The organism is Streptomyces cyaneofuscatus (assembly GCF_000718135.1).
Taxonomy (GTDB): Bacteria; Actinomycetota; Actinomycetes; order Streptomycetales; family Streptomycetaceae; genus Streptomyces; species Streptomyces cyaneofuscatus.
In genome coordinates this window covers 71,397-84,223 of sequence record NZ_JOEM01000012.1, presented here as the reverse complement: position 1 = coordinate 84,223, position 12,827 = coordinate 71,397, and the positions used below count along the sequence as shown (strand labels likewise).

Below are 12,827 nucleotides of genomic sequence, written 5' to 3'. Positions count from 1 at the left end.
GCCACGAACCCACCCCTCGTGAAAACGCGCACAAGCCCCGTCCTACGATGGTCCGCGTGGAAACCCCCATCTCTGCCATCGCCAAGCGCTGGACGCCCTCCACCAAAGTGGTGAAGCGTGCCGCGCTCTCCGCCGTGATGATGAGCGTCTTCATCATCGTGACCGGCGGCGCCGTCCGGCTGACCGGTTCCGGTCTCGGCTGCGACACCTGGCCCAAGTGCACCGACGACAGCCTCTTCGCGACGCCCGAGCAGGGTCTGCACGGCGCGATCGAGTTCGGCAACCGGCTGCTGGCGTACGTCCTGTCGGCCGCCGTCGGCTGGGCGATCATCGCCGTCAGTTCGATGAAGCCGCGCCGCCGCAAGCTGACCCGGCTGGCCTGGTTGCAGTTCTGGATCGTGCTGGGCAACGCCGTCCTCGGCGGGATCACGGTCTGGGCGGGACTCAACCCGTGGACGGTGGCCGGGCACTTCCTGCTGGCCAACGTGCTCCTGGCGATCGCCGTGATCACCTGGGTCCGGATCGGCGAGGGCGACGGCCCGGCCCGCCCCCGCGCTCCCCTGCCGGTACGCCGGCTCTCCTGGGCCATCCTGGCGACCACGGTGGTCCTCATCGTGCTCGGCACCTCGGTGACCGGTTCCGGCAAGCACGCGGGCGACAGCAGCGACGTACCGCGCATGCCGTGGGACTGGTCGGCCGCCGCACACGTCCACGCCATCGCCGCCTGGGTGGTCTGCGCGCTGGCCATCGCGATGTGGCTGGCCCTGCGGGTGGTCGACGCCCCCGCCGACACCCGGGCGCGCGCCCGTGACCTGCTGGTCGTGCTGCTCGCCCAGGGCGCGATCGGGTACGTGCAGTACTTCAGCGACGTCCCCGAGATCCTGGTCGGCATCCATATGTTCGGCTCCGCCATCCTGTGGATCGCCGTGATCCGCCTGGTGATGAGCATGCGCGAGCGCGGCGACGAGGAGCTGGCCGTGCTGCCGGGCCCGTCCGCCTCCGACGAGCAGCGGGAGTCGGCTCAGGCACTCTGAACGGCCGTACGACGAAGGGGCGGCGGGCCTGTGCCCGCCGCCCCTTCGTCGTACCCGCTCAGCTGTCGTTGGACGGGCCGCCGACCTGGATCCCGGCCATCCGCGACCACTCGTAGGGACCCGTGCGGACCTTGAGGGCGAAGTCGCCGTCGAACTCCTCGTGCATCGTGATCCCGGACTTCTCCGCCGCGCTCTCGGCCACGGCGTACGTCGGAGCCACCAGGTCGCCCCAGGCGCCGTCCTGGCCGACCAGGACGATGCGGGCGCCCGCCTGGCCGATGTAGGCGAGCTGCCCTTCGGCGCCGCCGTGCTCCTTGGCGAAGGACCCGATCTCGCGGGCCAGCTTCGCCGCCCTGCGCTCCGCGCGGGCCGCCTTCCTGGCGTCCGTCCGCGAGGTCTGCCCGGTCTCTGCTGCGTCTGCTGCCGTCTCTCCCATGAACAGGATGCTACCGACGGGTAGGGGGAACGGCGACGGGCGGGTCACGTGGCTTGTGCCACGTGACCCGCCCGGGAAGATCTGGGCTAGCGGAGGAAGGGATCCACCGCGACGGCCAGGAAGAGCAGTGAGACGTAGGTGATGGACCAGTGGAACAGCCGCATCTCCTTGAGCTTGGCGCCGCTCACCCCGGCCCTGGCCCGGTTCTGCAGCCCGTGGGCCTCCCAGAGCCAGAAGCCGCCCGCCAGCAGCGCCACCGACAGGTAGAACCAGCCGGTGTAGCCCAGCGGGGTGAGCAGCAGCGAGACGCCGACCATCACCCAGCTGTAGATGACGATCTGCCGGGCCACGACCTGGTTGGAGGCGATGACCGGGAGCATCGGGACGCCGACCCGGGCGTAGTCGTCCTTCACCTTCATGGAGAGCGGCCAGTAGTGCGGCGGCGTCCAGAAGAAGATGACGGCGAAGAGGATGACGGCGGCCCAGGAGAGGGAGTTCGTCACGGAGGACCAGCCGATGAGCACCGGCAGGCAGCCGGCGATGCCGCCCCAGATGATGTTCTGGGAGGTGCGGCGCTTCAGCAGCATCGTGTAGACGACGACGTAGAAGAGCAGCGCTCCGAGAGCGAGCGCGGCCGACAGCCAGTTGACGAGCAGTCCGAACCAGAGCGTCGAGATCACCGCGAGGGCGATACCGAAGGCCAGGCACTCGCGCGGGCTGACCATGCCGGTGACCAGCGGACGCTGCGACGTACGGTCCATCAGCGCGTCGATGTCGCGGTCGATGTACATGTTCAGCGCGTTGGCGCCGCCCGCGGAGAGATAACCACCCAGCGTGGTGGCGAGCACCAGCCACAGGTCGGGTACGCCCTGGGCGGCGAGGAACATCACCGGAACGGTGGTGATGAGCAACAGCTCGATGATCCGTGGCTTGGTAAGCGCCACGAATGCCTTGACACGGGCCCCGTACGGGCGATGGCCCCTTGGGCTGGGAGTCAAGGCGACCCCTGCGGGTCGGGACTCGACGGCCGTCACGCACACCCCTGACAGAGAAATCCCAGCAAGCTCCGGGCCGAGCGGCCCTTGTGAAGACTTGCGCGAACTCGACCACTCTAGACGCTGGGGATACACCGTCCTTCGCGGGGGTGGGGTCGTGTTGAGGGTGACTGTGCGATGTACGGAGTCCGTCCGCCGGGAGGCGAAGTGCGCGGGCCGCCCGCACCCTGGAAAGTGCTCGGGAAGTGTGCCCCGCGGCGGGGGTAGGCTCGGCAACGCCCGGTGCGGTAACAGTCACCGGTTTACAACAGTGGAGAGGAGCCCTGACTCAGGGTGAGCAACAAGCCGACCACCACAGACCTCCAGTGGACCGATTTGGACCAGCGGGCCGTGGACACCGCCCGCGTCCTCGCCGCGGACGCCGTACAGAAAGTCGGAAACGGCCACCCGGGTACGGCCATGAGCCTGGCTCCCGCCGCGTACACCCTGTTCCAGAAAGTCATGCGGCACGACCCCGCGGACGCGGAGTGGACCGGCCGCGACCGGTTCGTCCTCTCGGCGGGCCACTCCAGCCTGACCCTGTACATCCAGCTCTACCTCGCCGGTTACGGCCTGGAGCTGGACGACCTGAAGGCGTTCCGGACCTGGGGCTCCAAGACCCCGGGGCACCCGGAGTACGGGCACACCACCGGTGTCGAGACGACGACCGGCCCGCTGGGCCAGGGTGTCGCCAACGCGGTGGGCATGGCCATGGCCGCCCGCTACGAGCGCGGCCTGTTCGACCCCGAGGCGGCCCCCGGCACCTCGCCCTTCGACCACACGGTCTGGGTCATCGCCGGTGACGGCTGCCTCCAGGAGGGCATCTCGGCCGAGGCGTCCTCGCTGGCCGGCCACCAGAAGCTCGGCAACCTGGTCCTGCTCTGGGACGACAACCACATCTCCATCGAGGGCGACACGGAGACCGCGGTCTCCGAGGACACCCTGAAGCGGTACGAGGCGTACGGCTGGCACGTCCAGCGCGTCGAGCAGCTGCCCAACGGTGACCTGGACCCGGCGGGCCTGTACGCGGCGCTCCAGGCGGCCAAGGCCGAGACCGGGCGCCCCTCGTTCATCGCGGCCCGCTCGATCATCGCCTGGCCCGCCCCGAACGCCCAGAACACCGAGGCGGCCCACGGCTCGGCGCTCGGCGACGACGAGATCGCGGCGACCAAGCGGGTCCTCGGCTTCGACCCGGAGCAGACCTTCGAGGTCTCCGACGCGGTCATCGGCCACACCCGTGAGGCCCTGGACCGCGGCCGCGAGGCCCGTGCCGAGTGGGACAAGTCGTTCGCCGCATGGCGCACCGCCAACCCCGAGCGCGCCGCCGACTTCGACCGGATCGCCGCGGGCGAGCTGCCCGCGGGCTGGGAGGAGAAGCTCCCGGTCTTCGAGGCCGGCAAGTCCCTGGCCACCCGTGCCGCCTCCGGCAAGGTGCTCCAGGCGCTCGGCGATGTCGTGCCCGAGCTGTGGGGCGGCTCCGCCGACCTGGCCGGCTCGAACAACACCACGATCGACAAGACGTCGTCGTTCCTCCCGGTGGGCAACCCGCTGCCCGAGGCCGACCCGTACGGCCGCACGATCCACTTCGGGATCCGCGAGCACGCGATGGCAGCCGCGATGAACGGCATCGCGCTGCACGGCAACACCCGCATCTACGGCGGCACCTTCCTGGTGTTCTCCGACTACATGCGCAACGCGGTGCGGCTCTCCGCGCTGATGCACCTGCCGGTGACGTACGTGTGGACGCACGACTCGATCGGCCTCGGCGAGGACGGCCCGACCCACCAGCCGGTGGAGCACCTGGCCGCGCTGCGCGCCATTCCGGGCCTGAACGTCGTGCGCCCGGCCGACGCCAACGAGACGGCCATCGCCTGGCGCGAGATCCTGCGCCGCTACACCAAGGAGTTCGGCGTGGGCGCCCCGCACGGTCTGGCGCTGACCCGCCAGGGCGTGCCGACGTACGAGGCGAACGAGGACGCGGCCAAGGGCGGTTACGTCCTGTTCGAGGCCGAAGGGCCCTCCGGGCAGAACACAGAGCCGCAGGTGCTCCTCATCGCGACCGGCTCCGAGGTCCACGTCGCCGTCGAGGCGCGTGAGCAGCTCCAGGCGGCCGGTGTGCCGACCCGGGTCGTCTCGATGCCGTCCGTCGAATGGTTCGAGGAGCAGGATCAGGGTTACAAGGAGAGCGTGCTCCCGCAGTCGGTCAAGGCGCGGGTCGCCGTGGAGGCGGGCATCGGCCTGACCTGGTACCGGTACGTCGGGGATGCCGGCCGGATCGTCTCGCTGGAGCACTTCGGTGCCTCGGCCGACGCGAAGGTCCTCTTCCGCGAGTTCGGCTTCACCGCCGAGAACGTGGCCGCCGCCGCGCGGGAATCCCTCGAAGCCGCAGCGCGCTGACGCCGTATATACGACGTAGATATACGACTAGTAGGAGATGCAACCCATGACAGACGCACTCAAGCGCCTCTCCGACGAGGGCGTGGCGATCTGGCTCGACGACCTGTCGCGCAAGCGGATCACGTCCGGCAACCTGGCCGAGCTGATCGACCAGAGCCACGTCGTCGGCGTCACCACCAACCCGTCGATCTTCCAGAAGGCGATCTCGCAGGGCGACGGTTACGAGCAGCAGCTCACCGACCTCGCCGCCCGCCGGGTCACCGTCGAGGAAGCGGTCCGCATGATCACGACGGCGGACGTCCGCGACGCCGCCGACATCCTGCGTCCGGTCTTCGACGCGACCGGCGGCCAGGACGGCCGGGTCTCCATCGAGGTGGACCCGCGCCTGGCGCACAACACGGTGGCCACCGTCGCCGAGGCCAAGCAGCTGGCGTGGCTGGTCGACCGGCCGAACACGCTCATCAAGATCCCGGCGACCAAGGCCGGTCTCCCGGCGATCACCGAGACCATCGGCCGGGGCATCAGCGTCAACGTGACGCTGATCTTCTCGCTGGAGCGCTACCGCGCGGTCATGGACGCCTACCTGGCGGGCCTGGAGAAGGCGAAGGCCGCGGGCCTGGACCTCTCCAAGATCCACTCGGTGGCGTCCTTCTTCGTGTCCCGCGTGGACACCGAGATCGACAAGCGCCTGGACGCCATCGGCTCCGACGAGGCGAAGGCCGCCAAGGGCAAGTCCGCCCTGGCCAACGCGCGCCTGGCCTACGAGGCGTACGAGGAGGTCTTCTCCTCCGACCGCTGGGCCCCGCTGGACAAGGCGCAGGCCAACAAGCAGCGCCCGCTCTGGGCCTCCACCGGCGTCAAGGACCCGTCCCTCAAGGACACCCTGTACGTCGACGACCTGGTCGCCCCCAACACGGTGAACACCATGCCGGAGGCGACCCTGGAGGCCGTGGCCGACCACGGCGAGATCACCGGCAACACCGTCGCCGGCGGCTACGACCAGGCCCGCGCCGACCTCGACGCGATCAAGAAGCTCGGCATCTCGTACGACGACGTCGTGCAGGTGCTGGAGGACGAGGGCGTCGAGAAGTTCGAGGCGTCCTGGACCGACCTGCTCAAGTCGACCGAGGCGGAGCTCTCGCGCCTCGCCCCCTCGGAGGGCTGACCACTTTGTCTGCTGTTCCCGGAGCCAACCCGCTCCGTGACGCACAGGACCGACGGCTCCCGCGTATCGCGGGGCCGTCGGGCCTGGTCATCTTTGGCGTCACGGGCGATTTGTCCCGTAAAAAGCTGATGCCTGCTGTCTACGACCTGGCCAACCGCGGCCTGCTGCCACCGGGCTTCTCGCTCATCGGCTTCGCGCGCCGCGACTGGGAGGACGAGGACTTCGCGCAGGTCGTCCACGACGCCGTCAAGGAGCACGCCCGTACGCCGTTCCGCGAGGAGGTCTGGCAGCAGCTCATCCAGGGGATGCGCTTCGTCCAGGGCAACTTCGACGACGACGAGGCCTTCGAGACGCTGAAGTCCACCATCCAGGAGCTCGACAAGGCACAGGGGACGGGCGGCAACTTCGCCTTCTACCTCTCCGTGCCGCCGAAGTTCTTCCCCAAGGTCGTCCAGCAGCTCAAGAAGCACGGCCTGGCCGACCAGAAGGAGGGCTCCTGGCGGCGTGCCGTCATCGAGAAGCCCTTCGGCCACGACCTGGCCAGCGCGCAGGAGCTCAACCAGCTCGTGCACGACGTCTTCCCGCCCAACGAGGTCTTCCGGATCGACCACTACCTGGGGAAGGAGACGGTCCAGAACATCCTGGCGCTGCGGTTCGCCAACACGATGTGGGAGCCGATCTGGAACCGGTCCTACGTCGACCACGTACAGATCACGATGGCCGAGGACATCGGCATCGGCGGCCGGGCCGGCTACTACGACGGCATCGGCGCCGCCCGTGACGTCATTCAGAACCACCTGCTCCAGCTGCTGGCGCTCACCGCGATGGAAGAGCCCGGCTCCTTCCACCCGAAGGCCCTGGTCGCCGAGAAGCTCAAGGTGCTCACCGCCGTCGAGCTGCCCGAGGACCTCGGTCTGCACACCGTGCGCGCCCAGTACGAGCACGCCTGGCAGGGCGGCCAGGAGGTCCTCGGCTACTGCGAGGAGGAGGGCATCGACCCCAAGTCGACGACCGACACCTTCGCCGCGATCAAGCTGACGATCAACAACCGCCGCTGGGCGGGCGTGCCGTTCTACCTCCGTACCGGAAAGCGGCTCGGCCGCCGGGTCACGGAGATCGCGGTCGTCTTCAAGCGCGCGCCCTACCTGCCGTTCGAGTCCGGTGCCACGGAGGAGCTCGGCGGCAACGCCCTGGTCATCCGGGTCCAGCCCGACGAGGGCGTCACCGTGCGCTTCGGCTCCAAGGTGCCCGGCACCTCGATGGAGGTCCGGGACGTCACGATGGACTTCGCGTACGGGGAGTCCTTCACGGAGTCCAGCCCGGAGGCGTACGAGCGGCTCCTGCTGGACGTACTGCTCGGCGACGCCAACCTCTTCCCCCGCCACCAGGAGGTCGAGCTCTCCTGGACCATCCTCGACCCGATCGAGGAGTACTGGGAGAAGCACGGCAAGCCCGCCAAGTACGCGGCCGGCACCTGGGGTCCGGCCGAGGCCGACGAGATGCTCGCACGTGACGGACGGAGCTGGAGGCGGCCATGAAGATCGATCTCACGGAAACCACATCCAGCAAGATCAACCAGGCGCTGGTGTCGGCCCGCCGGGCCATCGGCACCCCCGCCATCGGCATGGTGCTCACGCTGGTCATCGTCACCGACGAGGAGAACGCGTACGACGCGCTCAAGTCGGCCGGTGACGCTTCCCGCGAGCACCCCTCGCGGATCATCGCGGTGATCAAGCGGGTCAGCCGCTCGCCGCGCGCCCGGCGCGACGCCCGGCTCGACGCGGAGGTCCGGGTCGGCTCCGACGCGGGCACCGGCGAGACCGTCGTCCTGCGCCTCCACGGCGAACTGGCCAACCACGCCCAGTCGGTGGTGCTCCCGCTGCTGCTCCCCGACGCCCCGGTCGTGGTGTGGTGGCCCGAGGACGCGCCCGCCGACGCGGCGAAGGACCCGCTGGGCGCGCTCGCCCAGCGCCGGATCACCGACGGCTACTCCGCCGAGCGCCCGCTCGACGAGCTGGCGGTGCGGGCGGCGACGTACAGCCCGGGCGACACCGACCTGTCGTGGACCCGGATCACGCCGTGGCGCTCGATGCTGGCCGCGGCCCTGGACCAGCAGCCCGCGCAGGTCATCGGCGTCACCGTCGAGGGCGAGAGCGACAACCCGAGCTGCGAGCTGCTCGCGATGTGGCTCGCGGACCGGCTCGCCGTCCCGGTGGAGCGCACGTACTCCGGCGGCCCGGGGCTGACCGCCGTCCGGATGGAGACGAAGAACGGCGTCATCGTCCTCGACCGGGCCGACGGCTCGCTGGCCACGCTCTCCATGCAGGGCCAGCCGGACCGTGCCGTGGCGCTCAAGCGCCGCGACACCGCCGAGCTGCTGGCGGAGGAGCTGCGCCGGCTCGACCCGGACAACACCTATGAGTCCGCGGTGAAGTTCGGGGTGGAGAAGCTCCACACGGGCGGCGAGGTGAAGGCCGCAGCGGCGGAGAAGCCCGCCGAGGGCGAGCAGAAGGCCCCCGCCGCGAAGAAGGCCCCGGCGAAGAAGGCGGCCGCCAAGTGACGCCTCCTCAGCTGGTCGTGCACCGCGACAAGGAGCTGATGGCGCAGGCCGCGGCGGCCCGGCTGATCACGAGGATCGTGGACGCCCAGGCCGCCCGGGGCCACGCCTCGGTGGTGCTGACCGGCGGGCGCAACGGCAACGGCCTGCTGGCCGCACTCGCCGCCGCGCCCGCCCGGGACGCCGTCGACTGGGCGCGCCTGGACCTGTGGTGGGGCGACGAGCGGTTCCTGCCCGAGGGCGACCCCGAGCGGAACGTCACCCAGGCCCGTGAGGCGCTGCTCGACGCGGTGCCGCTCGACCCGGCCCGGGTGCACGCGATGCCCGCGTCGGACGGCCCGTACGGCAAGGACGTGGACGAGGCGGCGGCGGCGTACGCGGCCGAACTGGCCGCCGCCGCGGGGCCGGAGGACCACGGCGGGGTTCCGGCGTTCGACGTGCTGATGCTGGGCGTCGGCCCGGACACGCATGTCGCCTCGCTCTTCCCGGAGCTGCCTGCGGTACGGGAGACCGAGCGCACCGTCGTCGGTGTGCACGGGGCCCCCAAGCCGCCGCCGGTCCGCGTCTCGCTCACGCTCCCCGCGATCCGCGCGGCGCGTGAGGTGTGGCTGCTGGCGGCGGGCGAGGACAAGGCGGAGGCCGCGGCCATCGCGCTGTCGGGCGCCGGGGAGATCCAGGCCCCGGCGGCGGGCGCGTACGGCCGCAGCCGGACGCTCTGGCTGCTGGACGCGGCGGCGGCTTCGCAGCTGCCGCGCGCGCTGTATCCGCCAGCGTCCGCCTGAAAGTTGCGTATGACCAGGCCCGGCCCGCTTTTTCTCAGCGGGCCGGGCCTGCGGCGTGAAAAGCTCGCCCCCATGGTGCATATCGGAACCGTGGTGATGGGTGCGACCGACGTGGCGAGGGCCGCCGCCTTCTGGAAGGCGGCGCTCACGTACACCGAGCGCGAGCCGGGGACGGACGACTGGGTGGTGCTGGTCCCGGTCGAAGGGCCCGGCGTCGGCGTGGCGTTGGGGCGCTCCGCCTCCCCCGTCCAGGAGGTCCCCCGGGTCCACCTCGACCTCTACTCGGACGAGCAGGAGGCCGAGGTGGAGCGGCTGATGGGCCTGGGCGCCGAGCGGGTCGCGTGGGAGCTCTACCCGCCGGACCCGGACTTCGTGGTCCTCGCCGACCCCGAGGGCAACCGTTTCTGCGTCATCGACACGACGCACGGCGGCTGAGGGGCCCGCAGATCAGAGGATGACCTGGTCCGTGCCCTGCTCCAGCTTGGTGATCGCGGCTCGGCAGGCGCCGACGAAGCGGTCGAAGACCGGCGTCGTGGAGCCGGCCCGGCCCGGCCGGGTGTTGTTCGTGAACATGGCGGCGCGCAGCTCCGTGGTGAGCTCCAGCTGACCGCCCTTGGAGAGCATGGTGCGGTTGACGGGGTTGGCGGGGTTGACGCCGGCCAGGTCGGGCGTCTCGTTCCCGTCCCGCCAGGCGATGCCCACCTTGTCGAACTCCGCCTTGAGCAGGGTTTTGAAGCGGGTGTTGAGCCCGCCGACCACCACAGCCTGCGGGACGGTGCCGGCCTGTGCCGACGTACAGCCGTGCAGGCTCAGGACGTTGAGGCTGGAGGCCGCCATGGAGATGGCGACATGGTCGTCGCAGTTCTTGGCGGTGACGTGCAGGTCGCGGTTGCCGGAGGAGCGCAGTCCCTCGAACATCCAGTAGTCGTGCACGCCGTGGCCGTCCTGGAGCGGGGCGAGCGTGGCCGGGTGGTAGCCGGCTATGCCGAGGCACAGTTCGGAGGTGCCGGTCTCGATGCCGCCGCCGTGCAGGGCCATGACGGTGGTCCGGTTGTACGGGTATCTCTGCGGCGCCGAGTGGTCGGCGTACTCGTGTCTCTTGTAGCGGCGGGCGAACTCGACGCCCTCCTGCCCGGCGAGCTTCTTGTAGAGGTCGGTGTTGGAGGTGTAGATGTCCAGGTCGTCCGTGGCGTGGGCGGGCGTCGCGGTGAGCGAGCCGAGCAGCGGGCCGCTGACGGCGGCGGTGGCCAGGGCGGTGAGGACCGTACGACGGTGGGTGAAGGTCATGATCACTATCGTCGCCCACGCGGGGACGGGAGCCCAGACGGCCGATTGTGCCGTCCGTCACGGGCCGGGGCGCGCCTCGCGTTCCTGGGACCGTCCGTCACGGGCCGGGGCGCACATCCCGCTCCAGGAAGGGCTCCAGCAGCCCGGGGACGGCTTCGGCGGCGAAGGTGAGGCCCTCGGCCGCATCGGTGTCGTACGCCGAGTACGCGCCCCCTCCGGCGGCCGTGGTGGCCGTGAGGGTGAGCAGCCCCGCCCGCCGCTGGAAGTACGACTGCTTGACGGTCCAGCCGATCACCCCGGCCCGCTCCAGGGCGGCGGTGGAGCGGCGGAGCGTGCCGGAGCGGGTGACCAGGTAGCGGCCGGAGAGCGCGTGGCCGAGGTTCCGGTACGCGTCCAGCGCCAGCGCCACCGCGAGCGGCAGGAACACCACCGCGCAGCCGAGCGCGATCCACAGGAGTACGGGGGTGAGCAGCGCCCCGAGCAGGGTGAGCAGCAGGACCGGGGCGAGGGCGGCGGCGAGCGACCAGCGCAGCCGACGGCCCCGGGCGGCGCGCGGGTGGCGGGTCAGCGGGGCGCCGGTCGGGGTGGCCTCCTCACGCAGTATCGCGGCGGCCACGGAGTCGGCCAGCGGGCGCGGCACGGCCGGGAGGACCGTGTTGTGGTCGGCGTTCTTGGACTCGTTGTCCTGGGCGAGCCCGGTGGTGATGGCGTCCAGCCGGGCGGCGCCGACCAGCCGTACGCCGAGGGGTTCGACCAGGTCCACACCGCGCAGCCGGGCCTCCTCGACGGAGATGGACCGGGAGGTGAACAGCCCGCGCCGGACCCGGATGGTGCCGCCGGGCTCGCGCTCCAGGCGGTAGTTCCACCACATCTCGATCCAGAGGCCGAGCGCCCCGACGACACCCGCGGCCAGGGCGGCCGCGACGAGGGTGACGATCACCCACAGGAGCGGGGTCTCCTGGAAGCGGTCGCCGACCCAGGCGATGACCTCGCCCTGCGCGCCCACCCACTCGCTGATCTGCATGACGGCACCGACGGCCGCGCCGCCGAGCATGGGGGCGACGAAGGAGACCGGTGCGTAGCGGATCCAGCGGGGGTCCAGCGTGGCCAGTTCGCCGTCGCGGTGTTCCCCGGGCTGGGGGGTGGTGGCGCGTTCCAGCAGGAGGAGGCGGAGCCGTTCGCCCTCGGCGCGGGTGACCGGGTCCAGCTCCAGGGTGGAGTCGCCGCCGTGCTCGCCGGTGCCGATCCTGACGGTGACGAGGCCCAGGAGGCGCAGCAGCAGGTTGGCGGTGAGATCGACGGTGCGGATGCGCTCGCGGGCCAGGGAGCGGCGCTTGACGAGGAGGAGGCCGGTGTGGAGGTCGACGCGCTCCGCGCCGATCCGGTAGCGGGTGCGGTGCCAGCGGACCCGGTCGGCGCCCGCCGCGACCCCGATGATGCCGACGGCCGCGGCGAGCGCCCATAGCACCGCGCCGGGGAGCCCGAGCCAGCGGGCGAGGCCGAGGGTGGCGGGCACGGCGGCACCCGCGACGACGCCCGCCACGACGAGGGCGGTGACCAGGACCGTACGCGGGTCGAGCCGGCGCCAGCCGTCCTCGGGGGCGTACGGGGTCTGCGGGGTGCTCATGTGGCGTCGCCGGGGGTGGCGCGGGTGATGCGGGTGAGCCGTTCGGCCAGTTCGGCGGCGATCTCGTGGTCCAGGCCCTCGATCCGTACCGCGCCCTTGGAGGAGGCGGTGGTGACCGTGACGGTGGCGAGCCGGAAGAGCTGTTCCAGCGGGCCGCGCACGGTGTCCACGGTCTGGATGCGGGACATCGGCGCGATCCGCCACTCCTGCCAGAAGAACCCCGTGCGTACGTACACCGCGTCCTCGGTGACCTCCCAGCGGTGGGTGCGGAACCACCAGAGCGGGAGGAGGACGGCGGCCCCGCCGCCCGCCGCGGCGAGAACCACGGCGGGCAGCAGCAGCCAGAAGCGGGCGGGTTCGATCAGCGCGCCCAGGACGGCCAGCGGGACGACGGGTACCGCCGTCATCAGCAGCCACTGGACCCGCCACCAGCTGACGACCCGCTCGTTCAGCGTGTTGCGCGGCGGCCGCAGCCATATCTCCGCCGTCCCCTCCCCCTCCGGCATGG

12 protein-coding genes are annotated in these 12,827 nt (G+C 71.2%); 7 read left to right on the top strand and 5 right to left on the bottom strand.

The window, feature by feature from the left end; translation table 11 throughout:
* The first annotated feature begins 47 nt into the window (after window positions 1-47).
* The gene (locus tag IF17_RS0120590; protein WP_030568046.1) at window positions 48-1,034 is read left to right on the top strand and encodes a COX15/CtaA family protein; all 987 of its coding nucleotides are present in this window, start codon (window positions 48-50) and stop codon (window positions 1,032-1,034) included.
* Between the two features lie 58 nt (window positions 1,035-1,092).
* Here the strand turns inward: IF17_RS0120590 and IF17_RS0120585 are convergent, their stop codons facing one another.
* Window positions 1,093-1,470, bottom strand: coding sequence for a hypothetical protein (locus IF17_RS0120585; RefSeq protein WP_018512159.1), 378 nt, complete (start codon window positions 1,468-1,470; stop codon window positions 1,093-1,095).
* Window positions 1,471-1,556: 86 nt separating this feature from the next.
* The gene (locus IF17_RS0120580) at window positions 1,557-2,510 is read right to left on the bottom strand and encodes a heme o synthase (RefSeq protein WP_030568044.1); all 954 of its coding nucleotides are present in this window, start codon (window positions 2,508-2,510) and stop codon (window positions 1,557-1,559) included.
* 288 nt (window positions 2,511-2,798) lie between these two features.
* Between IF17_RS0120580 and tkt the strand changes: the two genes are divergently transcribed.
* The 6 genes from tkt (at window position 2,799) to IF17_RS0120550 (ending at window position 9,840) form a co-directional block, all read left to right on the top strand.
* A complete protein-coding gene (gene tkt / locus IF17_RS0120575) occupies window positions 2,799-4,901 on the top strand; it encodes a transketolase (protein ID WP_030568042.1) in 2,103 nt (700 codons plus the stop codon).
* Between the two features lie 46 nt (window positions 4,902-4,947).
* Entirely contained in the window at window positions 4,948-6,066 is a 1,119-nt protein-coding gene (tal, locus tag IF17_RS0120570) for a transaldolase (RefSeq protein WP_030568040.1), read from the top strand.
* Window positions 6,067-6,071: 5 nt separating this feature from the next.
* A complete protein-coding gene (zwf, locus tag IF17_RS0120565; RefSeq protein WP_030568038.1) occupies window positions 6,072-7,604 on the top strand; it encodes a glucose-6-phosphate dehydrogenase in 1,533 nt (510 codons plus the stop codon).
* A complete protein-coding gene (opcA, locus tag IF17_RS0120560) occupies window positions 7,601-8,626 on the top strand; it encodes a glucose-6-phosphate dehydrogenase assembly protein OpcA (RefSeq protein WP_030568036.1) in 1,026 nt (341 codons plus the stop codon). The genes zwf and opcA overlap by 4 nt, the downstream gene beginning before the upstream one ends.
* The gene (gene pgl / locus IF17_RS0120555; protein WP_030568035.1) at window positions 8,623-9,405 is read left to right on the top strand and encodes a 6-phosphogluconolactonase; all 783 of its coding nucleotides are present in this window, start codon (window positions 8,623-8,625) and stop codon (window positions 9,403-9,405) included. Before opcA ends, pgl begins: the two co-directional genes overlap by 4 nt.
* Window positions 9,406-9,477: 72 nt before the next feature.
* A complete protein-coding gene (locus IF17_RS0120550; protein WP_030568033.1) occupies window positions 9,478-9,840 on the top strand; it encodes a VOC family protein in 363 nt (120 codons plus the stop codon).
* 12 nt (window positions 9,841-9,852) lie between these two features.
* Here IF17_RS0120550 and IF17_RS0120545 read toward each other — a convergent pair whose 3' ends face one another.
* From IF17_RS0120545 to IF17_RS0120535, 3 genes are all read right to left on the bottom strand, one after another.
* Complete coding sequence (locus IF17_RS0120545; protein WP_030568031.1) at window positions 9,853-10,692, bottom strand: poly-gamma-glutamate hydrolase family protein; 840 nt, start codon at window positions 10,690-10,692, stop codon at window positions 9,853-9,855.
* Between the two features lie 97 nt (window positions 10,693-10,789).
* Window positions 10,790-12,319 (bottom strand): PH domain-containing protein, encoded by a 1,530-nt coding sequence (locus tag IF17_RS0120540; protein ID WP_030568029.1) that lies wholly within the window; start codon window positions 12,317-12,319, stop codon window positions 10,790-10,792.
* Window positions 12,316-12,825 (bottom strand): PH domain-containing protein, encoded by a 510-nt coding sequence (locus IF17_RS0120535; RefSeq protein ID WP_030568027.1) that lies wholly within the window; start codon window positions 12,823-12,825, stop codon window positions 12,316-12,318. The genes IF17_RS0120540 and IF17_RS0120535 overlap by 4 nt, the downstream gene beginning before the upstream one ends.
* Between the last annotated feature and the right edge of the window lie 2 nt (window positions 12,826-12,827).

What these genes read in the sequence shown, in the direction of transcription:
- IF17_RS0120585 (WP_018512159.1), bottom strand. Translation starts at nt 1,470, where the DNA reads ATGGGAGAGACGGCAGCAGACGCAGCAGAGACCGGGCAGACCTCGCGG.
- IF17_RS0120540 (WP_030568029.1), bottom strand. Translation starts at nt 12,319, where the DNA reads ATGAGCACCCCGCAGACCCCGTACGCCCCCGAGGACGGCTGGCGCCGG.
- IF17_RS0120545 (WP_030568031.1), bottom strand. Translation starts at nt 10,692, where the DNA reads ATGACCTTCACCCACCGTCGTACGGTCCTCACCGCCCTGGCCACCGCC.
- IF17_RS0120535 (WP_030568027.1), bottom strand. Translation starts at nt 12,825, where the DNA reads ATGCCGGAGGGGGAGGGGACGGCGGAGATATGGCTGCGGCCGCCGCGC.
- IF17_RS0120590 (WP_030568046.1), top strand. Translation starts at nt 48, where the DNA reads ATGGTCCGCGTGGAAACCCCCATCTCTGCCATCGCCAAGCGCTGGACG.
- tal (WP_030568040.1), top strand. Translation starts at nt 4,948, where the DNA reads ATGACAGACGCACTCAAGCGCCTCTCCGACGAGGGCGTGGCGATCTGG.
- IF17_RS0120550 (WP_030568033.1), top strand. Translation starts at nt 9,478, where the DNA reads ATGGTGCATATCGGAACCGTGGTGATGGGTGCGACCGACGTGGCGAGG.
- opcA (WP_030568036.1), top strand. Translation starts at nt 7,601, where the DNA reads ATGAAGATCGATCTCACGGAAACCACATCCAGCAAGATCAACCAGGCG.